The sequence below is a fragment of the Corynebacterium tuscaniense DNF00037 genome (genome assembly GCF_000759055.1).
GTDB classification, from domain to species: Bacteria; Actinomycetota; Actinomycetes; order Mycobacteriales; family Mycobacteriaceae; genus Corynebacterium; species Corynebacterium tuscaniense.
Map to the genome: position 1 here is coordinate 1 of NZ_JRNG01000028.1, position 24,603 is coordinate 24,603.

The following is a 24,603-nucleotide window of genomic DNA, read 5'->3' on the forward strand; positions in this document are numbered from 1 at the left end:
TTTCGGGGGCAAGTTCACACCCAGGGTGGGTTCTTTATTGCCAAAAACACCCACGAGAGGAGGTGAACCACGGTGTCCCAATACGAGAGCGACTGGTACGAGCAGGTGCGACAGCTCTTGGCGAAAGACGAGGCAGTCAAGCCGTTGAAAGAGAGGAAGAAGGCTTGGGACGAGGCGTTAGTTGCCCCGTCCGAGACGGAGCTCGAAGTACGCGAAGAGAAGACCGCAGACCGCGACTGGCTGTATATCGAGCAGCGGCGTGAAGTTTACTCCACAGTGAAGTTGGCCTGGGACATTGTGGAACGCTCCGGGGTCGTCGGCCTTGTGGAGCAATGGCGCGTCGAGGACGGCCTCATTACGAACAAGGGTGGGCGGCCCAGGAAAGTGAGTATTCACGCAGCGCTTACGCTCTGGATTCTGCTCGCGATTCAGCGTCAAGCGCAACATTTCCAGGACATGGGCCGCACTATCGCCTTCGGTCTTACGCCTGCAATCTGGTCCTTGCTCGGCTTGGAAGAAGAGGAGTTCGACGTAAAGGACAAGCGCCAGCGTCGCAAGATTCGCGAGCGGTAGGCAGACCGCGTTTGGTACACACTCTGGGTGACCCGGGAGACTATGGAGCCCTACCCGGAGATTCGACTGCGAGAGCGGTACACCGTCGGTGAGTGGCTTGACCTCGTCTCCGGTGGGCAACTTGACGTCAACGACGACGAGGAGACTGCGGCTTTCCGCGAGAAGCGACGCAATCGCGGAACGGAGTTCACGAATCGCCTTATCTGGGCCAGTGTTGAACTTATGTCCCCGGGGGCCTTCGCCCAGTGGGACGGCACGGTCGCCGTTGACGGCACGTCGCTCCAGGTGTCCCGGCGAGGCACCCCGGCACGCAAGCGGATGCGCCAGGGGTCTGTGCCAGAAGACGCTTTAGTGGCTTCGACCCCTGTGGCCGGCTGGCACCACAAGGAGACATTGAACCACGACGGCGAGAACCCAAAAATCAAAGGTGGCACGTTTGTCTGGGGTTTCGAGGCGACTCTCGCTGCGATGACCGGGCCGGGGTTTGCCAAGAAAGGCGGGCAACCCGGTCTTATTCTGGGCATGGGCTTTCACCGCCCGGGTGTGAACCCCACCGAGCGTCTCTGGGAGGCACTCCAAAACGTCACCGAGCGCCCCGAACTTCCTCGCGGCTACATGCTGTTCGACCGCCTGTACCCAGCGCAGAAGCCTGCGGGCATGCACATTCCGCTGCGCGAAGAGGGATATGACCTCGTCTTCGACTACAAGGACAAGCAGCGTGGACTCCAAACCGTTTTGCCGTCCGGCGCGGTGGTCATTGACGGCGGACTTTACTCGCCGGGAATCAACGCATTTCCTGGGCTGATTGACCCGCACTCGGAGTACGAAGCGGGCGATATTGACCACGAGACGTACATGAGCCGACTGGAGGGGCGGAAGCGGTTCGCGCTTGCCACGAGAGGCACCAAAAGCAGTGCCGGTGACCGCCGCTTCCGGTGCCCAGTCAAGGCTCCGGGTTCGGCACTAGCTTGTGCTTTAGTGCCACGAGGGGACGAGAGGCCTACGGCTAAACAGCGCTTGGAGTTGACCGTAAAGGACGTGTCCGGCTTCTCTGCTGCACCACCCGCGATTTGCCGTCAGGCCTCGGTGACTATCAAGAACAGCGTTGAAGACGGCGCTCGCTGGTTGCAGCAGGGACCCGCTTACGGAACGGCTGAGTGGCAGGAGGTCTATGGCCAGCGCAACATGATTGAAAGCCGCAACGACAAGCTCAAGAACGCCCGCGGCGTCGGCATTGGCGACTCGACCATGCGCCTCATGCGGGGGTGGGCCGGCCAACTCATTGCGACCGCGATTTCGTGTGTCGCCGTAAACGTGATCTTGCTGGCCTCCGACTCGTCTTGGTTTGACGAGAACAGCACCGACAATGACCCGACACCGCGCGGCGGTCGCGATGACCTCGAACGCAAGAGGAGTGAGAGGTCAATCGCCGGTACGTTCCCGAACGCTCCGCCAGTCGCGGCGTAAGCCTCATAGGCCGCAGGCCACCAGAAAAGTGTTCTGGTGGGCAGCGGCCTAGAAGTCGTGTTTAGAGGCGCGAAAACGCCCCGTTCTGAGCTAAATCCATCCCAGAACGGGGCGTTTTGTGCTGTCGGATCGCGAGCTCGTCGAAAATTCAATCGAAGCAAGAGTCAGCCGACGTAGTCTCGGGGACTCGGACGGAGTTTTCCGAACACTTTCAAAATGTTCTCCGAAACCCCCGACTTCACACGGTGCCCCAGGTGAGACTCGAACTCACACTGGACGGGTTTTGAATCCGTTGCCTCTGCCAATTGGGCTACTGGGGCGTGCTGTGAGAAAGGATAGCGCACGAGATCCCGTGCGCTGAAATCAGCACGCCCCGGGGGTTGTTGTGGGACTAGATGCGCGGGTAGCGATCAAGGATGGGTTCGTTGAGGCGGGTTTCGTCAATAAGCTCCCCTGTCTCCCACGTGCCAGCCTCAACCATGGCGGTCTTGCGAGCAACCCAGAAGTCGGCGTTTTTGATGCCCAGTGCTTCGGGGTCAAACTGTGGGTCACGGCCGGCTTTCTTCTGGCGGCGGTAATCCCACAGACACTTGAGAGCGGGGACCTGGAGCACCAAGATGGCCAGGATATTCAACCACGCGGTGGCGCCGACACCGATATCACCAAGTGCCCACGCATTACCAGGCGTGGTGGTGGCGCCGATCCATACGGAAACAAGGATGAGAACACGCAAGAACCAGATGACCACGGAGCGGGTCTTCTCATTCTTTATCCAGCGATTCAAGTAGGTGAAATTGACCTCAGCCATGTAGTAGTAGGCAACAATCGTGGTGAAAGCGAAGAAGAGAATAGACAGTGCGACGAAGCTGCCGCCAAGGCCCGGGGTGAAGGAGTCAAGTGCGGACTGCACGAAACCGGGGCCGACCTCAACCGAATCCGGGATCGCACCGGTAAAACGAACTGAGCCGTCTTCCGAGCCATTCTCGTACACGCGGTACATGTCAGTCGAGATGATGATGAAGGCGGTTGCTGAGCAAACAAACAGGGTGTCAACGTACACGGCGAAGGACTGGACGAAGCCCTGCTTAGCCGGATGGGACACCTCAGCAGCGGCAGCGGACTGCGGGCCGGTTCCCTGCCCGGCCTCATTGGAGTAGATACCGCGCTTGACGCCCCACATGATGGCGAAGCCGATGAGGCCGGAGAACGCAGCTTCCTTGTCAAACGCGGAGCGGAAGATGAGGCCGAACACCTCAGGGATTTCAGATGCGTTGGCAAACAGGATGACAATGGACACGACGACGTAGATGAGAGCCATGAACGGCACAACCATCGAAGCAAACCACGCGATGCGCTTCACCCCACCCACCACGATGACGCCCAGTAGAACCACCATCACGAGAGCGGTCGCCCACGTTGGAACAGTCCATGCGTGCTCAACCGCTGTTGCAACACCATTAGCTTGCACGCCCGGCAGGAAGTAGGACGTAGCCAGTATCATCATGACCGCGAAAATGATCGCGTACACGAGGGCAAATTTGCCCGCTTTGGTGTGCTTGTAGGCCTTCTCAATGTAGTAGGCCGGGCCACCCCGATATTCGCCCGTGTCCTGGTCCTTCTCTTTGTAAATCTGGGCGAGGCAGCACTCAATGTACGACGTAGCGGAGCCCAAAAAGGCCACGATCCACATCCAGAACACGGCACCAGGGCCACCGAAGGCAATCGCGGTGGCCACACCAGCAATGTTGCCGACGCCGACGCGGCCGGCAAGCGAGATCATCAGGGACTGGAAGGGCGAAATGCCGTCAGCGGAGTCTTCCCGCGACGACACCTGCTTGAACATGTCGGGCAGGCACCGAACCTGCAGGAACAAAGTGGCTAGGGTGAAGTACACCCCGGCGCCCAAACAAAGATAGACGAGCCAGTTTGACCAAATCAGGCCATTGAGCGTTGTGATGACGGTTTCCACGGGTGGACCTTTCCTATGCCAGCCACAGCGGGGCGAATTTCAATTGTTGAATCGAATTTAGTGCAAGGTGTAGCCCAATGTTAAGAGTTTTCAACGAATTTCTTGTTAAAAAATACACACCTGTGCATATGTCAAGGCAGCAGCCGTTTCGGCATTCTTATGGCCAGGCGCTACCTTATTTCTTATGTACGCAATGTCCTCGGATCGCTTTTTGCGGCGATACGACGCGATGTGTAGCGATGCCGCCGCTGCAGTGATGAAGCAGTACTCCACAAGCTTCACCTTGGCAACGAAGCTGCTCCCCGGGCAAACCAAAGAAGACATACGAAACCTTTATGCAGTTGTCCGTATTGCGGATGAAATTGTGGATGGCACTGCGAAACAAGCTGCCGTGGCTGATATTTCTGCGCTCCTTGATGAGTATGAAACAGCCGTGCTTGCCGCGCCCACGAAGCGTTTCCATACAGACCCCATTCTTCATGCGTACGCCCAAACAGCACGGCGCTGCCAGTTTGATTCCGCACACATCACCGCATTCTTTTCCTCCATGCACCGGGACGTGAATCAGACCACGTACACGCAGACTGACTTTGATAAGTATGTGTACGGTTCAGCGGAAGTCATCGGGCTGCTTTGCTTATCGACGTTCACCGCAGGCATGACCTTGTCTCTTGCCGAGAAGGCAAGACTTGATGAGGGCGCCCGGTCCCTGGGTGCCGCTTTCCAGAAAGTGAATTTCCTCCGGGATATCGCTGTAGACTCGCGACTGCTTGGCCGTTCCTATTTCCCCGAGATTAACGTGTCGACGGATCAACCTCTCGATGATGCTGCTAAAGATGCCATCGTCGCTGATATCCGTGCTGATCTTGCTGTGTCACGTGCATCTATGTATCTTCTTCCCCGCCGTGTTCACGCCGGCGTTCTTGCTGCCGCCGATTTGTTCGAGGAACTTACCGACATGATTGATGCAACACCGGCATCAGTATTAACCACCACGCGCATCAGCGTTCCCCGTCGACGCAAGCTTTGGTTAACAGCACGCGCTGCTTCCCGCGTTGCTGCCCAGTCCAACCGCATACCCCCTTTCACCGAGGAACCACGGAAATGACCTCACATAAACTGCCGACTGACGGGCGCGCCGCCATTGTGATCGGTGCTGGCATCGCAGGTCTGGCCGCGGCTGCATTGTTGGGCCGGGAAGGCTACGCCGTGAAAGTGATTGAGCGGCTCGACACTATCGGGGGGCGCGCCGGGGATCTCAGTGTTGACGGCTTCCGCTTTGATACCGGGCCCTCCTGGTACCTCATGCCCGAAGCGTTTGATCACTTCTTTGAACTCTGTGGCACACGCACTGACGAAGTGCTTGATCTTGTGGATCTGAATCCCGGCTACCGAATGTTCCCGGAAGGTTCGGCCCCCATCGATGTGCCCTCCAACCGCGATGAGTCCCTCACCCTCTTCGAATCGATCGAACCGGGCGCAGGCAAAACACTGGCAAGATACCTAGATAGCGCCGGGGAAACCTACCGATTGGCCGTAGATTACTTCCTGTACACAACGTTCACGTCACCTGCGGCATTCTTCGCGCCGTCAGTGCGGCGGAACTACTCCAAACTCGCGGAGTATCTCACCCGCTCGTTGGAGAACTTCGTGTCTAAACGATTCGCCGATACACGGCTGCGCCAGATGCTCTCCTACCCCGCAGTGTTCCTCTCATCTGATCCGGCGCACACTCCGTCGATGTACCACTTGATGAGCCACACTGACCTTGTGCAAGGTGTAAAGTACCCCCGCGGTGGATTCACCGCCGTTGTTCAGGCCATCGCTGATCAAACAGTCGCTCACGGCGCTGAAATTCTCCTCAACACCGCCGTCACCGCCATTAATACTGATGGGAATAGAGCATCTGGGGTGACCGTGAGGCGGGGTAACGGGGACGTCGAAAAGCTTTCTGCTGACGTTGTAGTTTCTGCTGCAGATCTGAAATTCACGGAAACTCGACTCCTCCCGCACGATAAACGCACGTATAACGAGGAGTATTTTGCTACCCGCAACCCCGGTTTGGGTGCGGTGCTCGTCATGCTTGGTGTGAAGGGCATACTCCCCCAGCTTGAGCACCATAATCTCCTGTTTAGCGCCGATTGGTCAGACGACTTCGGTGCTGTCTTCCATGGCCCGGTGAGCAGCCGGCCGAACCACGCATCCCAGTCGATTTACATCTCTAAGCCGTCCAAAACTGATCCAACGACAGCGCCAGAAGGTCATGAGAACCTCTTCATTCTCATCCCCACCCCCGCTGCCACGGAGCTTGGGCACGGCGATGCTTACAACCTACAAAGCTCTCCCGCCGTCGATACAATCGCTAATGCCGCAATTGAACAGGTGGCTGCATGGTGCGGAATTCCTAATCTGTCTGAACGCATCGTTGTCCGTCGCACCTTGGGGCCGGCTGATTTCAAAGAGCGCTACCACGCGTGGGCCGGTGGCGCGATCGGGCCGGCGCACACGCTGAAACAATCAGCATTCCTCCGTGGACGGAACGCCTCGCGGAAGGTGAAAAACCTTTTCTACGCTGGAGCAACAACCGTGCCTGGAGTCGGTGTGCCAATGTGTTTGATCTCCGCGGAGAATGTGATCAAACGCCTACGCGGGGACCGTTCACCGGGCCCATTGTCCGTGCGAGACTGGTAGCCCTACCCCAGTTTTGGTTTTCTGTGAGCCAATTCAGTTTTGTATTAGGTCTAGTAAAGCTACACTTCACTGTCATGCGTAAAAAGATGATTGCTGTTGCGACTGCCGCTGCCTTGACCCTTTCCGCTGCACCCGCAGTTCATGCACAAACCACAACGAACTCTAAGGGCGCCGATACTGCCGTTGGGCGCGGTATTGAGAATGCCTTCGATCCGGATAAGGCCTCCTCTATGAAGGAAAAGTCTGTCAAAGGGTTCTTCGACATGGCAGTAAATCCTTACCGCCTTATGTCCTCCGATAACAAGGAGCTGAGCTCGCAAGGCGTCACCCAGGCCATTATCAACTACGTGATCATTGCAGCAGCTGTCACCGTGATTGGTCAGATTATTCAACTGATCATGTCTAATCTGTCACGCTAGAAAAAGGAGAAAGCGCTGCTAAGTCAGCGTTTAAAAATTCTTCTGCATTATCCAGAGGCATACAATAATCTTCATTCGAAGGCATTGTATGCTTCTTTTATGTTTAAACCTCTCAAGGTGGTTGCTGCCATCCTCACCACCGCCACTGTCGGTGCATTGAGTGGCTGTGTCACCAACGTAGAAGGCGGAAACCCCGAAGGCTGGGAACAAATCACCCCAGCTGAAATCCCCGAGATCGCCGCAATGGTGCCGGACAATGTCCGCCAAGACGGTTTCTTCACCATTGGCGCTAATCCACCGTTCGCACCTTTTGAATTCAAAGATTCACAGGGCACGATCGTGGGCCTGGAAATGGATTTGGGCCACGCCCTAGCTAGCGTCATGGGATTGAAGTTCCGCGCCATTGACCAGGACTTCGCCATGATCCTCCCCGCTGTGCAGGCAGGCACGCTTGATGCCGGTATGTCGGGTTTTACGGATAGTGAGGAACGCCGCCAGAACTTCGACTTTATCAACTTCCTCTACGCCGGCATCCAGTGGGCGCAATCCCCTGGCAACGACGTTGATCCGGCTAACCCCTGTGGTCTCACAGTGGCAGTGCAGCGCACCACTGTCTCCGAAACGGATGATGTGCGACCGAAGGCTGCAAAGTGCGAGGAACAGGGCGACCCCATCACCATCCTCTCCTATGACACATCGGATAACGCCGCTCTTGCCGTGCTCGTTGGCCGCGCCGATGCACTGAGTGCGGACTCCCCAGTTTCCGCGTGGGCCGTGGACCGCTCGGACGGAAAACTCGAACTCGTTGGGGAGATGTTTGATGCGGCGCCGTATGGCATCGCAGTACCAAAGGACTCTCCTTTGGGCCCCGCTCTGGCCGCAGCCATGCAGCATCTCATCGACACTGGTGAGTACGAACGCATCATGGAGCAGTGGAATGTGAAAACAGGTCTGCTCGACCAAGCTCTAATTAACGAACAACCCGTGGGAGGACAATAACCATGACGCTCAAACCCACACGCCCAGAACGCATTAAAGCAAAACCGTTGCGCCACCCCGGACGGTGGATCACCGCAGCCATCCTCGTTGCGCTGTCCATCCTGTTCATCGTCGATGCCGCCGGCCGTGATGCCTATGGCTGGCCCACGTATCGGGCATACATCTTTGACACCCGCGTCCTTACTGCTGCTGGCCACACGCTCGCACTAACTGTTCTTTCGATGATCATCGGTGTCGTTCTCGGCGTGGTGCTTGCTGTGATGCGCATGTCGCCGAACCCGGTATTCAAATCAATTGCGTGGTTGTACCTGTGGGTCTTCCGTGGCACCCCGATCTACGTTCAGTTGGTCTTCTGGGGGCTCATTGGTGCGATTTACCAGTCCATCAACTTAGGCTTTACAGAGATCTCGCTAGACGCGCTGACATCCTCGGCTTTCGCTCTCGCCGTCATTGGACTGGGTCTCAACGAGGCGGGCTACATGGCGGAGATTGTCCGTTCCGGTGTGAACTCGGTGCCTGCTGGCCAGATCGAAGCGTCGAAAGCCCTAGGCATGGGTTGGGGTATGACCATGCGCCGCACCGTGCTGCCGCAGGCCATGCGCATCATCATCCCGCCGACGGGCAATGAGTTTATTTCTTTGCTGAAGACCTCGTCCCTTGTTGTCGCTGTCCCCTACTCGCTCGAGCTTTACGGTCGCAGCCAGGACATCGCTGCCGCACTCTTCGAGCCGGTGCCCATGCTGCTTGTCGCCGCTACATGGTACTTGATCATCACGTCCATCCTCATGGTTGGCCAGCACTACCTGGAGCGTTACTTTGACCGCGGGGTAACCCGCGAATTGACCGCCCGCCAGCTGGCAGCACTTACTGACGCTGAGGGCAAGGCCCCAAACAACGTCACCGTCGTGGAAAGGAACTCTTAAATGAGCACCCCTATGATTCAAGCCGTTGATGTATGGAAGTCTTTTGGTGCCCTTGACGTGCTTAAAGGTATCAACCTTGAGGTGAACAAGGGCGAGGTCACCTGTCTCATCGGCCCATCCGGTTCCGGCAAGTCCACGTTTCTGCGTTGCGTTAACCACCTTGAAAAGGTCACCGCGGGTCGCCTTTACGTTGATGGTGAGCTCATCGGCTACCGGGAAAAGAACGGCGCGTTGCATGAGATCTCCGAGAAGGAAGCCGCTCGTCAGCGCCGCGAGGTAGGCATGGTGTTCCAGAATTTCAACCTGTTCGGTCACCGCACCGCGTTGGAAAACGTCATTGAGGCGCCGATCCATGTCAAAGGCATGACACCGGAGGCTGCGAAGAAGCGCGCGATGGAACTGCTTGAACAGGTCGGCCTGGCCAACAAGGCGGAGGCGTACCCAGTGCAGCTTTCAGGTGGTCAGCAGCAGCGCGTTGCCATCGCCCGTGCAGTTGCGATGGGCCCAAAGCTCATGCTTTTCGACGAACCCACCTCCGCCCTTGACCCCGAACTCGTCGGTGAAGTTCTTCGCGTCATGCGTGAACTAGCAGATTCCGGCATGACCATGCTCGTGGTCACCCACGAGATGGCCTTTGCCCACGAGGTTGCTGACAACGTGGCCTTCATGTCCGACGGCACCATCGTTGAATACGGCACGCCTGAACAGGTGCTAGACAACCCCCAGCACGAGCGGACGAAGGAATTTCTCTCCTCTATTTTCTGAACTTGGCGTTCATGGCCTCCACGACGTGATCGGGCACCAGCCCGCTCACGTCTCCGCCGTATTTGGCCACTTCCTTACACAGGGACGAGGAAATGTAGCCGTACTTCTCATCCGTCATGAGGAAAAACGTGTCCACCCCGGACAGGCGGCGGTTCATCTGCGCCATCGGCAGCTCATAGTCATAGTCGAGAGAAGATCGCAGGCCCTTCACCAATGCACCTACGTGGTTTGCCGTGGTGTAGTCCACCAGCAGGCCACCCCAGGTATCCACCTTGATATTGGGGATGTGGCTGGTGGCCTGACGGATCATGTCCATGCGTTCCTCAATGTTGAACAAACCGCTTTGTTTATTCGGGTTCGCGGTGACAAGGACGATGATTTCATCGAAGCTCTTAGCTGCACGCGTGAAAATATCCACGTGGCCATTAGTCACGGGATCAAACGATCCGGGGCACACTGCCTTCGTCATTATTCCTCGTCCTTCCTGCGGTGGAACGTGGCCATATCCATACGAGCGATACCATACAGCCGCTTCTTCAACTTCTGCCCAGTGGGAGTGAAACCCTCCGGCCACGCTGTCTCCGGGCTGTCCCGGTGGCGTTCAATCACCACTGCTGCCCCATCGGCTAATGTTGGAATGAGGGCGTGAAGCATTTCCACCACTGATTCGTCGGAAAGCTCATACGGCGGGTCCGCCAACACCATGGTGAAGTGCTCACGTGGAGCACGGGCAACGTAGGTGGACGCCTTGACCGGCTCGATGATGACATTCGGGTGACCAACGACACCTGCGTTGTGGTGGATGACCTCCACCGCTTTCGGGTCGTTTTCCACCAACACCACTTCATCGGCACCGCGGGAAGCAGCCTCCAAGCCGAGAGCCCCGGAACCGGCGAAAAGATCGAGCACGTTCTGCCCTATGAAGCCGAAACGGACTTGCAACGAGGAGAACAATCCTTCGCGTGCACGGTCAGATGTGGGCCTGGTGCCCTCCGGCGGGACCTTGATCTTCCGGCCGCGGGCTTCACCCGAGATGATGCGGTTCATGCGCAACACTCTAGCTGTAGTTAGCTCTTGTTCAGATAGTCGAATGGGTCGAGGAAGAGGTCCTCAACAATCTCCCGCGCGCGCTCCGGGGCAGACTCAACGAATTCAGCCGCGTCATCGTAAGCGCGCTGAATGATCTCAAAGTCTTGCACGAGATTCAGCAACCGCAAGTGCCTATCTGTGCCGGACTGGGAGGTGCCCAGGACGTCGCCCTCAGAGCGAGTTTCCAGGTCAAGCTCGGCGAGCTGAAAACCATCAGAGATTTCCGCGATCCGCGTGACGCGCTCCAGTTGCGGTGAACCTTGCTCCGCAAACGTGTGGAAAAGACAAAGCGAAGCATGCCCGCCACGGCCCACACGTCCGCGGAGCTGATGCAGCTGTGAAACACCGAAGTGCTCCGATTCGCGCACCATCATCACGGTGGCGTTGGGCACGTCCACGCCCACCTCGATAACCGTGGTGGAGACCAGCACGTCGATGGTGCCGGCAGCGAAGGCGGACATGACGCGATCCTTTTCCTCACCTTTCATCCGGCCATGCAGCACACCGATGGTCAGGCCTTGGAGTTGGTGGGCTTCTAGTGTGTCAGCGACTTCAAGAACACCCCCTGGCCCCTCAATACGTGGGCACACAATATAGGCTTGGTGGCCACTGTAAATCTCTTCTTTGATTTTCTCCCAGGCGCGATCCACCCACGTCCGCTTAAATTCAGGGACAACTGCGGACTGGATGGGTTTACGTCCACCAGGCAGTTCACTCAATGTTGATACGGCGAGGTCCCCAAACACCGTCATGGCAATAGTGCGGGGAATCGGCGTTGCTGTCATAACCAGCAGGTGCGGTGTGTTCTCCCCTGCCTTATCGCGCAAACGATTGCGCTGCTCCACACCAAACCGATGTTGCTCATCAACCACGACGAAACCGAGGTTAAAGAATTCCACCAAGTCCTGAATGATCGCGTGCGTGCCCACGACGATGTCCGCCTCGCCCGTCATGATTGCCAACAGGGCTTCCTGCTTCTGCACCGTGGACATGGACCCCGTCAACGCAACAACGCGGGCGTGCACGCCCGTTTGCATGAGGGTTTTGCGCAGGGACTTCTCGTGCTGCAGGGTGAGGACTTCAGTGGGCGCGAGCAAGGCGCACTGCATGCCGTTATCAACTGCTTGCAGCATCGCGGCGAGAGCAACGATCGTCTTGCCGGAGCCCACTTCGCCCTGTAGGAGCCGGCTCATTGGGATGGTTCGCTCAAGGTCGGCAGAGATCTCCTCCAAGACCTGCGTCTGCCCCGCGGTGAGCTTGAACGGCAGGTGCTCCACCATGTGCACCACATCCCCATCAGGTTTACGCGGCAGCGGGGTGGCTTGGCGGTAGGAATCATCACGCCTACGCATAGCCATGACGAGGGCGACACTCATTGCCTCGTTGTACTTGAGGCGCTCCAAGGCAGCGTGTGGCCCTTGCTCTGAGGGATTGTGGATTTGGTTGATCGCCTCATGCAAAGACAGCAGTCCCGATGGTGTGTACCCCAGTGGCTCAGGGATCTCCTCAATGGTGTCCAGCACCATGCTGATAGCACCCATGATCGTCCACGTAGATAGATTCTTCGTAGCGGGATAGACCGGCAGATAGTCGCGTCCGGCCAGCAGGTCATCCGGATCGCCGAAGACGGAGAGTTTCTTAATCGACCCGGTGGATGCCCCCTTGTTGTTGCCCGCTTGAGGTGTTCCGGGCGCAGACAGGATCATGAAGTCCGGATGCTGCATTTGTGGCTGATCCCGGAAGAATTTCACCTTGCCAGTGAACATCGCGCGTACGCCGGGCTTGAGTACCCTCGGGGCATATTTCGCGCCGAAAAATGAAGCCTCAATGGTCTGGTAGCCATCAGTGATGACGGCTTTGAAGATCGGGCGCTTGGAGGTCGTGATGGTGCGCACGCTTTCCACATTGCCGATGAAGCTGATCGTGTCATCAGGCAGCACACCGTCGAGCGCATCACCGGTGCCGTACTGCAGGTACTTGCGGGGGTAGTACTCGAGAAGACCCGCGACGGTCTCAATTCCGAGGTGCTTGGCAATCGCGCGCGCAGGTGCAGTGGGAATGACCAAGTTGAGAGGGGTGAAATTAGTCAAACCCAGCATGTTTTACTCCACTCCGAGCTGTCCGGTTGAGCCCAGCCCGTCGGCGGGATACACCACGATTTCTGCGTCAAGGTCAGCTTCCAAAGCTTCCACATCAACGTTGGCCACGTCTTGGGGGGATACCAGAATGGTGACCAGTTCCCCACCGCCGTCCAACATGACGGCGGCTGCTTCGCGCAGGGCTGCGGTCAAGGTCTCCGCCCTCACAACGAGGGTATCGCGCGCTACCACCTCAACGCCCTCACCAGTGGTCACTATGTCAGCCACCGCCATCTCCTCAGCGGCTTCCCTCATTACCGCTGCGGCTTCATCAACAGGCAGGCGTGGGTCATGGACAGACACAGCTGCGATTCCATTGACCAAACGCACAGTGGGTAGCAGCGTTACCGCCAAGGACTCGTGCTCCGCAGCTATCTCAATCTCCTCCAGGGTGGCCGGATCAAGCTGTCCATTAGGCAGAATGATTACTTCATGTGCGCCGGAAGCACTGATTTCGCGGCGAACGTCCGCTACCACGTTGGGCCCGGGCGCTACGGCCACAGCACCCGCACGGTTATACAAGTCCATGAGCGAACCCATCGGCGTGATCGCCACAATGAGCCGGCCCACACGCCGAGCTTCGTGCAGCGGGGAGGCATCCGGCAGGATCTCTAACCGCAGATCGCTCACGGCACCGAGCTCGAAAGCGCGCTCAATCACTGGTCCTGCCTCAGTGGTGTGAATATGTACCTTGCCGTGGGAGTCTGTCGACCGAGCGATCACAAGACTACGGCCCATCGTCGCCAACACAGCCTCAAGATTGTCCAGCGGGCCTTCAAACATGAACAGGACTTCCAGCCAGCCTGCTACACCGTGGGAATGATCCGCCTGATCATGTGCGCTCTCATACTGCGCTTCATTTCCCTCAGCGTCATCAATGCTGCCGCCAGTCACCTCAGCATCAAGAACTTTAAGCAGAAGCACTAGGCCAGTACCCCCCGCATCCACAACACCGGCTTCGCGCAACTCGGCCAGCTGCGAAGGAGTGTTTGCAAGAGCATCTTCCGCGGAGGTCAATGCAGCCGACGTGACGTCGCCTAAATCAGAATTGCTTATCGACGCCCCCTCAGCCGCCCGCGCGGCCTCCCGCAACACCGTAATGATGGTGCCTTCAACGGGCTCTGCAATAGCGCGTTCCACAAACGCCACCGCGTTGCTCAGCGCCGCAGCAACGGCACTGCCGTCTAGTTCCCCTTCCGCCGCTGCTTGGGCAACACCACGCAGCACCTGTGAGAGAACCACACCGGAATTACCGCGAGCACCCTTGATGCTGCCGACGGCAAGAGCTTCCGCAATAACTTCGGCAGAGGCGTCAGGTTCACATTTCTCAGCCTCACGTACGGCTGCAGCCATAGTGAACGCCATGTTTGACCCCGTGTCCGAATCCGGCACCGGAAACACATTCAAGCTGTTAATTTCTTCACGGTGACGGCCCAAATCCTCTGCTGAACGGCGCGCCCATGACAGAAGTCGGACACCATCAATAGTCTCAGCAGAAGTCATGGGCATTAACTCTACAATGCCCAGTCGACACCGCCCCCGCCCTGTGCGACTAGTGCCTCATTAGCACGGGAAAACGGCCTCGAACCAAAGAAACCACGTCGAGCTGAAAGAGGTGATGGGTGTGGCGACATAATGCACGGTGTATCCCCCAAGAAGGCCTTGGCCGACTGCGCATCCTTGCCCCATAAAATGGCAACCAATGGCGTTCCACGCTGAGCGAGCGCACGAATCGCCACCTCCGTCACCTTTTCCCAGCCCTTACCACGGTGTGAGCCTGGTTCACCCGGAGCAACGGTGAGAACTCGGTTGAGCAGCATGATCCCTTGGCTTGCCCAGGAGCTCAGGTCGCCGTCGGGGCGGGGCGGGATACCTAAGTCGTCGTAAAGCTCTGCATAGATATTTACTAACGAGCGCGGTGGCTTGACCCCCGGCTGCGTGGAAAAGCTCAACCCCATCGGGTGCCCCGGCGTCGGGTACGGGTCCTGACCAAGAATGAGCACACGAACATCTTCGAAAGGGTCCTGAAAAGCCCGCAGAATATCCTTGCCGGCCGGTAAATACGCGGGCTGTGCGCGCAGGAAATCCCCCATCGCATGAATGCGCTCCTCAACGCTGGCCAGTGGCTCCTGCCATGAAGGATGAACGGGAAGACTCATGAAAAGCTCTCCCATCCGCGTGTGTACTGTGGCGCATTCCCGTCGATGGTCACCGGGATGCCGAAGGCTGCTGTCGTGACCGAACCGGTCTCACTGCTCGGCTTGTGCACCGTGCCAATGGGGCGGAAACCCACCGGCGCCTCGCCCTGCAACGTGCCGATCAATGTGTGATCCTCCCCTCCTTCACACACCCACTTCCAAGGATCCACGCCCAGCAACTCACCGGCCTGCACCAACAATTTGTCCGGCGCGATTGCGTTTGCCCTTAGATCAATCCGAACACCAGAGCGTTGGGCTAACACCCCGACGTCATGCAGCAGCCCATCCGAATTATCCGTCATCGACGTAGCACCGGCTGAGCGCGCCACCATGCCGCACCCCGGAGTGAGCTCCGGCGATTGATAAGCATGTGCGAGTGGCTCCAACTCTTCCGGAATGGTGATGCCAGCCTCCAACAGCTCCAGGCCCGCCGCGGAGTAACCGATGCGTCCATGGGCTACCACCGTTTGTCCTGCACGCGCTCCAGCCAGTGTCAGGGGTGGTCGATTGCCGCCAAGAGACCCAATCGCGGTGATCGACATAACCAGATTCTGTCCTGCCGTCACGTCCCCACCCACAAGCTCAGTGCCATACTTATCCAACTCCGCGCCAATACCGCGTGCGATCTCCGTCACCGTCGCTGCTGGCGTAGTGCTGGGTGCAGAGAAAGACAGCAACGCGGCCAGTGGGCGTGCCCCCATCGCCTCAATATCCGCGTAATTCTGCACCACTGCCTTACGCCCCAACAGGAACGGGGTGGTCAGATCCGACCTGAAATGGCGGCCCTCCACGATCATGTCGGTCGTGGCAACCATGCGGGAATTAGGAGAGGGCGGATGGAGCACAGCCGCATCATCACCATTCACAGCCGAGGGGCTGGCCTCAATAATGGAGCGGATAACAGCGTCCTCCCCGATCGCACCCAAGGTGGGACCATCAAGGGGAAAGCCAATGTTGATCACAAAACATCCAGCCTTTCACATGGGAAACAGACATTGGAAACGAAGACAATCAGGTCACAGGGTAAACGACCGCAGGCCACAACATCGCGGCCGGGGTAGCTTCATGGGTTCTGCACCTGCAGCCAGATAGACTGTGCGGGTATGAGCACGGCGAGTACACACACAGAATCCTCCACCAGCGCACCTATTAACCGCACATTGGTGTACATCACCCTCGGTCTTTCGCTGCTATTGGTGGTCGGCGTCCTCGCTGGATCCAAACTTGTTTTGGACCGCACCGCCCACCAGCCAGTTGTTCTCTCACCACTCCCAGCACCCCTCGCAGAGTCCCCTGAATGTGCCGCTGTGGTTGAACAGCTGCCTGAGAAGCTTGCCGGCCACAAGCGCACACCGCTAGCTGATCCGGCACCGGCCGGTGCAGCTGTGTGGCAGTCCTCCTCTACTGAGCGCATTACGCTCCGCTGTGGTGTGGATATGCCTCTGCAATACACAGAACTCAGCCCCACATTCACCGCAGCAGGCGCAAAATGGGTAAAGGTGGGCGACCCAACTGGCACCGGACTGGCCACCTGGTTCACCGTCGACCGCACCCCCGTTTTGGCGGTGACAGCTGACAACGCAGCTCTTGGTCGTCACGATAACCCGGTAGAAGGGTTGAACCTCGCAGCAGCTGAAGGCGCCGCCCCTGAACCAGCACGGGCACCATTAGCCACATTGGAGGACGCCCAGGATTATTCCGCGCGCGCCTGCAATGAATTCATTGCCGCCTTGCCAAAAGGGTTGGCGGAAGGTTACACCCCCATCGATTTCAGTGGCGTTGAAGGCCTCGCCAAAGACCGCACCCAGGTGTGGGCTGGCGATGGCCTTGAACCCATCGTTGTTCGCTGCGGGGTAAAACAGCCGGCTAGCTACGCGCCGGGCGCAGTGCTTACTCAGGTCGATGAGATCCCGTGGTTTGAAGATGAGGCCGCCGCCGAAGGGCCGGAAACCTCCGGTGGCCTGGCCACGACCCTCTACGCACTTGGCCGTGAAGCAAATATCGCTTTGTCACTGCCCGCCGGTCTTGGGGATGAAGCCTTGAACACAGTCTCGGGTGTTATTTCCTCGACCGTTCCAGAGCGGAACTAATCAAGGTATTCAACAGCTCACTGTAGCTCATTCCCGCAGCTTGAAAAACCTGCGGGAACATCGAGATTGAGGTGAAACCAGGCATGGTGTTCACCTCGTTGAGCATCGGGCCATCCTCGGTGACAAAGAAATCCACGCGTGCAAGCCCGCGGCAATCCAAAGCCTTAAATGTTTGAATAGCCAGTTCCGCGAGTTGCTGGTTCAGGTCCTCGTCATAGCCCGCCGGGATGGTTGCGGTGACCACGTTGTCAAGGTACTTGGTTTCAAAGCCGTAAAAACCCTCATCCGAGTCTGCGGTGCCGTTCAACTTCGCCGGAGGTGAGGCCACCAACTCGCCACTGGCAAGCTCAATCACGCCGACTTCAACTTCGTCACCGACAAGCTCAGCTTCAACAATCACCTTCGTGTCATAGAGCTGTGCCATACGCACCGCATCCGCGAGATCATCCCAGTCGGAGACCTTGGTAATGCCTATCGACGATCCCCCTCGCGCCGGCTTCACAAACACCGGCAAACCGAGGTAGTCCCGTTCCTTCTGACCAATCGAATCAACCCCCATGCCGTCATGGAGGATGACTTCTCGGGTGACAGGAATCCCAGCAGCCCGAGTAATCGCCTTGGTGAACTCCTTGTCCATCGAGCACGCCGAGGACAAAACACCGGTGCCCACATAGGGCACACCAGCCATCTCAAGCAGCCCCTGGATCGTCCCATCTTCACCGTAGGTGCCGTGGAGCACGGGGAAAGCTACATCAACGGTGGCTAGAACCTCACCGGTTTTCACGTCATAAAACTCCCCGCGACGCTTCGGGTTAACAGATAGTGCGATCTCACGGCCTTCCGTGACAGAGGGCAGCTTGGAGTCCCCTACTGGATCTGTGGTCCCCTGCACCCACACTCCGTCTTGGGTGATACCTACCGGGAAAATATCAAAAGTGTCCTGTGGCAGTTCAGCCATGATGGCACCTGCGGAGATGCAGGAGATGGAATGTTCAGACGACATTCCTCCGTAAACAACGGCTAGTGTGATCATGGTTCACCACACTACTTGGGTACTACTCCGACTTTTTGGATCGACCCATGAGTGCCACAACCATTTCATCAACTTTCATGGCTCCGTGGCATACCGCATGAACCGCGGCTGTAAGTGGCATCTCTACCCCATTTGCCTCAGCCAGCTGATGCACGCTGGCAGAACTAGTCACGCCCTCAGCCACCTGACCATTAGTGGCCTTCCGGGCCTCTGCCATCGACATTCCCTGCCCCAAACGCTGCCCGAACGTTCTGTTGCGCGACAACGTCGAACTACACGTAGCCACCAAGTCACCGATACCCGCCAGGCCAGCAAAGGTCTTCTGATCAGCGCCCAATTGCACGCCTAGGCGTGTGATCTCCGCTAGGCCACGGGTAATCAACGTTGCCTGAGTGTTCTCCCCTAAGCCCTTCCCGGCAGCCATACCGCAGGCTAGAGCAATCACGTTCTTGCACGCGCCACCAATCTCACAGCCCACGACATCGGTGTTGGTGTAGGGGCGTAAATAGTTTGTGGCACATGCAGCTTGAATCAGTTTGGCGCGATTCAAATCAGTGCACGCAATCACAGTGGCTGCTGGTTGTTCTTCTGCCACCTCACGGGCCAAGTTAGGTCCCGATAGGACAGCGATGCGGTCTTCCGCCACACCCGTCACGTCCGCAATAACCTCAGTCATGCGTTTAAACGTGCCTGTTTCAATACCTTTTGAGATAGACACCAGGGTGGAATCTGACGGCAAGTGCGGTGCCCACTCCGCTAAGTTGGCACGCATCGTCTGACTGGGCACTGCAGGCACAACAATTTGTGCTGACTCTAAAGCCGCAATTGCATCAGCTGTTGCCTCAATGCCAGCAGGCAAGTTAATCCCAGGAAGGTAATCAGCATTCACTCGAGTTTCAGCAATAGTCTGAGCAAGCTCCGGCCGACGTGCCCACAGGGCCACCTGATTGCCTGCATCCGCAAAAGCCTTTGCCAAAGCCGTTCCCCAAGATCCAGCGCCTAAAACGGCCACCTTGACCATGTGCGTGCCCTTCCCTTCGTCGATAAGCATGCGCTTTATTAAAAGCATTCCCCAACAAACCATTCAGCCGAGTACGTCACAGTGTATAAGGACGCGCGAGCGAGCGGGTTCCGTGCACGGAAGCGCGCGATGCGGAACAATGGGTTTCCATGGGCAAGCACTCACAACCAAACTCAAAGTTGCACGAACATGACAAAGATGTGCAGGGCGAAATGTTCCTCACAGGACGCCACCAAGAAATCCCCCGTCATCCACATGAAGAGTTTGCAAAGACCACCCTCGCCGCAGGAGCCGTGCTGTGGCGCGGTGATATTCAAGACATTGACAGCATTGAAGTCGCCTGCATCCACCGCCCGCGGTATGACGATTGGTCGCTAGCCAAAGGCAAGGTCGATCCGGGCGAGTCTCTCATTGCAACAGCCGTGCGCGAAATTCGTGAGGAAACCGGCTACCACATCAACCTTGGAAAGCTACTGGGTAAAACCGTCTACCCCATCAAAGACGCAACCAAGGTTGTGTACTACTGGACGGGCAAAGTCATCGGCGGTGAATTCGAACCGAACGATGAAGTCGATGAGATTCGCTGGTTACCTATCGATGAAGCGAAAGAGCTCATGTCCTACGACCTCGACCGACAGGTCCTAGCCAAGGCAGAGAAGCGGTTTCGCCTGCCCTCGACGAGCCGGATTCTCTATGTCCGCCACGCTCGCGCGCATGACCGCAAGAAATGGGCCGGCGATGACAACCTTCGGCCCTTGGACAAGAAAGGGCGCCGCCAGTCAGAGATGCTTGTGCCCCTGCTAGCACCATTCGCACCAGATCGGATCTACTCGGCGCTGCCGGATCGCTGCCAAGCAACAGCAGCACCGCTTGCGGACGAATTGAAGGTGCCCATCGACGTCGACGTCCGTTTCGGCGATGAAGCCTGGATCAACAACATGGTGGACTCCCAAAAAGCCTTCATGGATGTGGTGAACGAAGGTGGCACGAGCGTCATCGTGGGCCAGGGTCTCATCATCCCGAACATGCTCGCATGGTTGGCAGCTAATGGCCGCTTGCCAATCGACGGGGAAATCAAGTCCAAAAAGGGCTCCGTCTGGGTGCTCACCTTCAACGAAGGCCAGCTCATCGGGGCAGACTACATGCCCACCGCGCTGCCTGTGCGTTAAGCAGCGCGGTGGGCAGCGGTGACTCTTAGGTGATCGACGGCTTGTATGCTGGGCGGTGCTCCTCAAAGTCCTCAATGGCACCCTCATCGCGCATGGTTAGACCAATATCGTCCAGGCCTTCCATGAGGCGCCAGCGGATGTAATCATCGATTTCAAACGTGAAGGTATTCTCCCCCACGGTGACCGTGCGGTCTTCCAAAGAAACGGTCACCTCGGTGCCAGGGTTTTGCTCGAGGATCTTCCAGATCAGCTCAATATCGGACTCCGTCATTTGGCCGGCCAAGAGCCCTGCCTTCGACGTGTTGCCGCGGAAGATGTCCGCGAAGCGTGGGCTAAACACAGCCTTGAATCCATAATCCATAAGTGCCCACACGGCGTGCTCACGCGACGAGCCCGTACCAAAATCCGGGCCAGCGAACAGGACCGAACCGTTTTTGAACGCCTCCTGGTTCAGCACAAAATCCGGCTCGCCTTGACGCCAGTTTGAAAACAAGCCGTCCTCAAAACCCGTGCGTGACACACGCTTCAAATACACGGCCGGAATGATCTGGTCCGTGTCTACGTTCGAGCGGGTCAGCGGGACGCCAATGCCAGTGTGAGTGGTGAACTTCTCCATGGTGGTGTACTCCTTACAGATCAGCGGGGCTGGACAGATGGCCAGTAATAGCGGTGGCTGCAGCAACCAGCGGGGAAACCAGGTGAGTGCGGCCGCCGGGGCCTTGACGCCCTTCGAAGTTACGGTTAGACGTAGAAGCGGAACGCTCGCCAGGCTTGAGCTGATCCGGGTTCATGCCCAAACACATGGAGCAGCCGGCGGTGCGCCAATCAGCACCGAATTCCGTGAAGATCTTGTCCAGGCCCTCTTCTTCCGCCTGCTGCTTCACCATTGCAGAGGACGGCACAACCATCATGCGGGTCTCTGGGTGAATCTTCTTCCCTTTGAGAATCTCGGCTGCGGCACGCAGGTCCTCAATACGAGCGTTCGTGCAGGATCCCAAGAAGACAGTGTCGATCTTGATGTCGCGCAACGGTGTGCCCGGCTCAAGGTCCATGTACTTGAGGGCTTTCTCAGCGGCTGCCTTCAACGTGTCATCGCCGAAGGACTCTGGGTCCGGGACAAACTCAGCCAGCGGCAAACCCTGGCCCGGGTTCGTGCCCCAGGTGACAAACGGAGTCAGTGCCGAACCGTCGATTTCCACGACGGTATCGAACTCCGCACCCTCGTCTGTTGGCAAGGTCTTCCAGTAGGCCACGGCCTCATCCCAGTCCTTGCCCTTCGGCGCAAACTCTCGCCCCTTGACGTATTCAAAGGTCTTCTCATCCGGTGCGACCATGCCTGCACGCGCGCCACCCTCGATGGACATGTTGCAGATGGTCATGCGGGCTTCCATCGACAGCTTCTCAATCGCTTCGCCGCGGTACTCGATGATGTGGCCGGCACCGCCGTTCGTGCCTATCTTGGCGATGATGGCCAGGATCAGATCCTTCGCCGTCACACCCGGCTGCAACTCGCCGGAAACCTCAATAGCCATTGTCTTGAACGGCTTGAGGGGAAGCGTCTGCGTTGCCATGACGTGCTCGACCTCAGAGGTACCAATGCCCATCCCGATGGAACCAAAGGCGCCGTGAGTAGACGTGTGTGAGTCACCGCACACGATGGTCATGCCGGGCTGGGTAATGCCCAGCTGCGGGCCGACGGTGTGCACAATGCCCTGTTTGATGTCGCCCATGGAGTGCAACCGCACACCGAACTCCTCGCAGTTCTTGCGCAGGGTGGACACCTGGGTGCGAGAGGTCAGCTCCTCGATCTCCAGCAGGTTACCGGACTTGATGCCAACGGTAGGCACGTTGTGATCCTCAGTAGCCAGGTGCTGCTCGGGGTGACGGATCTTACGGCCGTTCATCCGCAATCCGTCGAAAGCCTGCGGGGAGGTCACTTCGTGGAGAAGCTGGAAATCAATGTAGATCAAGTCCGGGTCCCCATTCTCACCCTTCTTGACCACGTGGTCGCGCCAGACTTTCTCAGCCAGTGTCAACGGTTTATCAACCATTGTCCCTCCTTGCACCTTCCCATCCCATGGGACTCAGATTTCCATTCGGTGAGACAGTATAGATCATCTCTTTGCTCAGCTTATCCACGCCTCCCCCACCCCTCACATTTCCCCTTCTCCCTTCCCCACAAGAATGCCTCTCACATAGTGGACTGCTACGATCCACTATGTGAGAAAGACCGATAAGAAGACAGAGGTTCCCGAGGGCCCGTCCGGCATCAAAGTCCTCGACCGCTCTGTGAGCATCATCGAGGCGATCGCTAGTGGCGATAAAACACTGTCTCAGCTAAGCGATGTCACCGGCCTGCCCCGCGCTACAACGCACCGATTGGCCACCGCACTGGAAGTGCACCACATTCTCATCCGCACGGAGGCCGGCGCCTGGTCCATCGGGCCAGCCCTCTCCCGCTACGCCGCATCCGCTCCATCCGCGGTCATTGAAGCAGCCAAGCCCATCATGGGCGCATTGGTACGCACCACTGGTGAGTCCGTCCAGCTCTACGAGCTCACCGGCAATACCCGCACCTGCGTCGCCGCTGTGGAACCGCCCAGCGGTTTGACCAATACCGTGCCGGTTGGTTCCCAACTTCCCTTGGATCGCGGTTCTGCTGCCCGCGTTTTTGCCGCATACGAGCACATCACCGCACCTTTTAGTGAGGATGAACTCGGTCGTGTACGTAAGACTCGTCTTGCGGAATCCGTGAACGAGCGCGAAGTTGGTCTGTCTAGTGTGTCCACACCCATCCATGACGCCGCAGGCCGCCTCCTTGCTGTCCTATCCATCTCCGGCCCAGCAGAGCGTCTCAAACCCTCCCCTGCCAACACATGGGGCAAGCAGCTGCTCAAAGCTGCCGATCAGCTGATGTCAGAAATCTAACTCACCTTGTGGAGATTAAAAACATGACTGAAAAAGACAACCGCTACGACGCCGGCATTGAAATCCGCCGCGCCGTGATGGGTGACGAGTTCGTCGATGCTGCCCTTGCGCGCAACGCCGGCAAAGACGGCGAACCACTGCAAAACCACATCACCGCTACCGTGTGGGGCTCCGTGTGGACCCGGCCAGGCCTGAGCCACCGCGACCGCAGTCTCCTCAACATTGGCATGCTCGTTGCACTCCGCGCGACCGAGGAACTGCGCGGTCACATCCGCGGTGGCCTGGCCAACGGCCTCACCCGCGAGGAGATCACCGAAGCCATCATTCATTCCTCCGGCTACTGCGGCGCACCCGCAGCGCTTTCCGCCATGAAGGTGGCCCAGGAAGTGCTCGAAGCCGAGCTTGGCCCCAAAGCGGACTAGCCGGCTCTAACTATCGGGGCCTAGGCTGCAGCGAAACCAGCAGTGAAACGAAAGAGTCCCTCCGAACCTGCAACAAGGTCCGGAGGGACTTTCTTGTACCCCGTACGGGATTTGAACCCGTGTTACCGCCGTGAGAGGGCGACGTCCTAGGCCGCTAGACGAACGGGGCGCGCTCGCTATTTCCGCGACCCGCTAACAGTAAAGCAACAGGCGGAAAACTCCAAACCGGCTGGTGATCATAACTGTTGTAATTACTCACACAACCACGATCGTGCAGCCGCTGCCTCTGAGAGCCCGGGAATGGTATCTACTTTGACGTGTCCGTAGCATCCTCCCGCTGAAATAGACTCGCTCCGCCGGGAAAAACAAATGTCCCTCCGAACCTGAAAGCAGATCCGGAGGGACTTCTTTGTACCCCGTACGGGATTTGAACCCGTGTTACCGCCGTGAGAGGGCGACGTCCTAGGCCGCTAGACGAACGGGGCTTAAGGACTATTTTGTCCTGCAGAACACTACTACGAGTTTTCTGCAGCTGGCCTACCAGGACTCGAACCTAGAATGACGGTACCAGAAACCGTAGTGTTGCCAATTACACCATAGGCCATCGTTGCTGTTGAACTACTTATGTAACTGAGCTGTTCAAGACAACGTTGGTTACTATAACCACGCTCCAACGTGACTACCAAATCGCCAGTTCAAACAGCAAAAA

The 24,603-nt window shown here is 57.7% G+C and carries 23 protein-coding genes and 4 tRNA genes; 12 read left to right on the forward strand and 15 right to left on the reverse strand.

The features are described from left to right. Positions 1-72: 72 nt before the first annotated feature. A complete protein-coding gene (locus HMPREF2129_RS10655) occupies positions 73-573 on the forward strand; it encodes a hypothetical protein (RefSeq protein WP_052092954.1) in 501 nt (166 codons plus the stop codon). 27 nt (positions 574-600) lie between these two features. Beyond that, positions 601-2,040, forward strand: coding sequence for a hypothetical protein (locus HMPREF2129_RS07100; protein WP_156959255.1), 1,440 nt, complete (start codon positions 601-603; stop codon positions 2,038-2,040). A gap of 246 nt (positions 2,041-2,286) precedes the next feature. Here HMPREF2129_RS07100 and HMPREF2129_RS07105 read toward each other — a convergent pair. Continuing rightward, positions 2,287-2,360: transfer RNA gene (locus HMPREF2129_RS07105), tRNA-Leu, on the reverse strand. A gap of 71 nt (positions 2,361-2,431) precedes the next feature. Continuing rightward, a complete protein-coding gene (locus HMPREF2129_RS07110) occupies positions 2,432-4,009 on the reverse strand; it encodes an alanine/glycine:cation symporter family protein (protein WP_034664789.1) in 1,578 nt (525 codons plus the stop codon). Between the two features lie 184 nt (positions 4,010-4,193). On the opposite strand from HMPREF2129_RS07110, the gene HMPREF2129_RS07115 reads away from it, so the two are divergent. The 6 genes from HMPREF2129_RS07115 (at position 4,194) to HMPREF2129_RS07140 (ending at position 9,806) form a co-directional block, all read left to right on the forward strand. Then, positions 4,194-5,117, forward strand: coding sequence for a phytoene/squalene synthase family protein (locus tag HMPREF2129_RS07115; RefSeq protein ID WP_332248700.1), 924 nt, complete (start codon positions 4,194-4,196; stop codon positions 5,115-5,117). After that, complete coding sequence (gene crtI, locus HMPREF2129_RS07120) at positions 5,114-6,700, forward strand: phytoene desaturase family protein (RefSeq protein ID WP_034664795.1); 1,587 nt, start codon at positions 5,114-5,116, stop codon at positions 6,698-6,700. The genes HMPREF2129_RS07115 and crtI overlap by 4 nt, the downstream gene beginning before the upstream one ends. 74 nt (positions 6,701-6,774) lie before the next feature. Then, on the forward strand, positions 6,775-7,119 hold the full coding sequence (locus HMPREF2129_RS07125) for a hypothetical protein (protein ID WP_034664798.1): 345 nt from the start codon (positions 6,775-6,777) through the stop codon (positions 7,117-7,119). A gap of 99 nt (positions 7,120-7,218) precedes the next feature. Beyond that, positions 7,219-8,118, forward strand: a complete 900-nt coding sequence (locus tag HMPREF2129_RS07130; RefSeq protein WP_034664800.1) for an ABC transporter substrate-binding protein — start codon at positions 7,219-7,221, stop codon at positions 8,116-8,118. Between the two features lie 2 nt (positions 8,119-8,120). Next, positions 8,121-9,041, forward strand: coding sequence for an amino acid ABC transporter permease (locus tag HMPREF2129_RS07135; RefSeq protein WP_034664803.1), 921 nt, complete (start codon positions 8,121-8,123; stop codon positions 9,039-9,041). Beyond that, the gene (locus HMPREF2129_RS07140; protein ID WP_034664805.1) at positions 9,042-9,806 is read left to right on the forward strand and encodes an amino acid ABC transporter ATP-binding protein; all 765 of its coding nucleotides are present in this window, start codon (positions 9,042-9,044) and stop codon (positions 9,804-9,806) included. Here the strand turns inward: HMPREF2129_RS07140 and coaD are convergent. Genes coaD through HMPREF2129_RS07170 form a run of 6 tightly spaced genes read right to left on the reverse strand, consistent with a single transcriptional unit; the run spans position 9,796 to position 16,193 of the window. Further along, on the reverse strand, positions 9,796-10,275 hold the full coding sequence (coaD, locus tag HMPREF2129_RS07145) for a pantetheine-phosphate adenylyltransferase (protein WP_034664808.1): 480 nt from the start codon (positions 10,273-10,275) through the stop codon (positions 9,796-9,798). The two genes, HMPREF2129_RS07140 and coaD, sit on opposite strands and share 11 nt — an antisense overlap. Continuing rightward, entirely contained in the window at positions 10,275-10,853 is a 579-nt protein-coding gene (locus tag HMPREF2129_RS07150) for an RsmD family RNA methyltransferase (protein ID WP_034664810.1), read from the reverse strand. Before HMPREF2129_RS07150 ends, coaD begins: the two co-directional genes overlap by 1 nt. A gap of 20 nt (positions 10,854-10,873) precedes the next feature. Beyond that, positions 10,874-12,994 carry an ATP-dependent DNA helicase RecG gene (locus tag HMPREF2129_RS07155; protein ID WP_034664812.1) on the reverse strand — a complete coding sequence of 707 codons (2,121 nt, stop codon included), beginning with the start codon at positions 12,992-12,994 and terminating at the stop codon, positions 10,874-10,876. Between the two features lie 3 nt (positions 12,995-12,997). Continuing rightward, complete coding sequence (locus HMPREF2129_RS07160) at positions 12,998-14,536, reverse strand: DAK2 domain-containing protein (RefSeq protein WP_052092956.1); 1,539 nt, start codon at positions 14,534-14,536, stop codon at positions 12,998-13,000. Positions 14,537-14,547: 11 nt separating this feature from the next. Beyond that, positions 14,548-15,192 carry a uracil-DNA glycosylase gene (locus tag HMPREF2129_RS07165; protein WP_156959256.1) on the reverse strand — a complete coding sequence of 215 codons (645 nt, stop codon included), beginning with the start codon at positions 15,190-15,192 and terminating at the stop codon, positions 14,548-14,550. Continuing rightward, positions 15,189-16,193 carry a thiamine-phosphate kinase gene (locus HMPREF2129_RS07170; protein WP_034664819.1) on the reverse strand — a complete coding sequence of 335 codons (1,005 nt, stop codon included), beginning with the start codon at positions 16,191-16,193 and terminating at the stop codon, positions 15,189-15,191. Before HMPREF2129_RS07170 ends, HMPREF2129_RS07165 begins: the two co-directional genes overlap by 4 nt. Before the next feature lie 141 nt (positions 16,194-16,334). On the opposite strand from HMPREF2129_RS07170, the gene HMPREF2129_RS07175 reads away from it, so the two are divergent. Next, complete coding sequence (locus tag HMPREF2129_RS07175) at positions 16,335-17,321, forward strand: DUF3515 domain-containing protein (protein WP_052092958.1); 987 nt, start codon at positions 16,335-16,337, stop codon at positions 17,319-17,321. Here the strand turns inward: HMPREF2129_RS07175 and HMPREF2129_RS07180 are convergent. Then, the gene (locus tag HMPREF2129_RS07180; protein ID WP_034664821.1) at positions 17,290-18,354 is read right to left on the reverse strand and encodes a D-alanine--D-alanine ligase family protein; all 1,065 of its coding nucleotides are present in this window, start codon (positions 18,352-18,354) and stop codon (positions 17,290-17,292) included. The genes HMPREF2129_RS07175 and HMPREF2129_RS07180 overlap by 32 nt on opposite strands. A 22-nt stretch (positions 18,355-18,376) precedes the next feature. Then, a complete protein-coding gene (locus tag HMPREF2129_RS07185; RefSeq protein WP_034664823.1) occupies positions 18,377-19,375 on the reverse strand; it encodes an NAD(P)H-dependent glycerol-3-phosphate dehydrogenase in 999 nt (332 codons plus the stop codon). Positions 19,376-19,524: 149 nt separating this feature from the next. Between HMPREF2129_RS07185 and HMPREF2129_RS07190 the strand changes: the two genes are divergently transcribed. Continuing rightward, positions 19,525-20,544, forward strand: a complete 1,020-nt coding sequence (locus HMPREF2129_RS07190; protein WP_034664826.1) for an NUDIX hydrolase — start codon at positions 19,525-19,527, stop codon at positions 20,542-20,544. A gap of 25 nt (positions 20,545-20,569) precedes the next feature. Here HMPREF2129_RS07190 and leuD read toward each other — a convergent pair whose 3' ends face one another. Further along, positions 20,570-21,160 (reverse strand): 3-isopropylmalate dehydratase small subunit, encoded by a 591-nt coding sequence (leuD, locus tag HMPREF2129_RS07195; protein ID WP_034664828.1) that lies wholly within the window; start codon positions 21,158-21,160, stop codon positions 20,570-20,572. 13 nt (positions 21,161-21,173) lie between these two features. After that, positions 21,174-22,595, reverse strand: coding sequence for a 3-isopropylmalate dehydratase large subunit (leuC, locus tag HMPREF2129_RS07200; protein ID WP_034664830.1), 1,422 nt, complete (start codon positions 22,593-22,595; stop codon positions 21,174-21,176). Between the two features lie 169 nt (positions 22,596-22,764). Here leuC and HMPREF2129_RS07205 point away from each other — a divergent pair, with 169 nt between their 5' ends. Then, positions 22,765-23,472: an IclR family transcriptional regulator gene (locus tag HMPREF2129_RS07205; RefSeq protein WP_034664833.1), complete on the forward strand. Its 708-nt coding sequence runs from the start codon at positions 22,765-22,767 to the stop codon at positions 23,470-23,472. Between the two features lie 23 nt (positions 23,473-23,495). Further along, positions 23,496-23,894, forward strand: coding sequence for a carboxymuconolactone decarboxylase family protein (locus HMPREF2129_RS07210; protein ID WP_198021532.1), 399 nt, complete (start codon positions 23,496-23,498; stop codon positions 23,892-23,894). 96 nt (positions 23,895-23,990) lie between these two features. Here the strand turns inward: HMPREF2129_RS07210 and HMPREF2129_RS07215 are convergent. The 3 genes from HMPREF2129_RS07215 to HMPREF2129_RS07225 form a co-directional block, all read right to left on the reverse strand. Further along, positions 23,991-24,063, reverse strand: a tRNA-Glu gene (locus HMPREF2129_RS07215). Positions 24,064-24,306: 243 nt separating this feature from the next. After that, positions 24,307-24,379, reverse strand: a tRNA-Glu gene (locus tag HMPREF2129_RS07220). Between the two features lie 47 nt (positions 24,380-24,426). Further along, a tRNA-Gln gene (locus HMPREF2129_RS07225) sits at positions 24,427-24,498 on the reverse strand. Positions 24,499-24,603 lie beyond the last annotated feature (105 nt).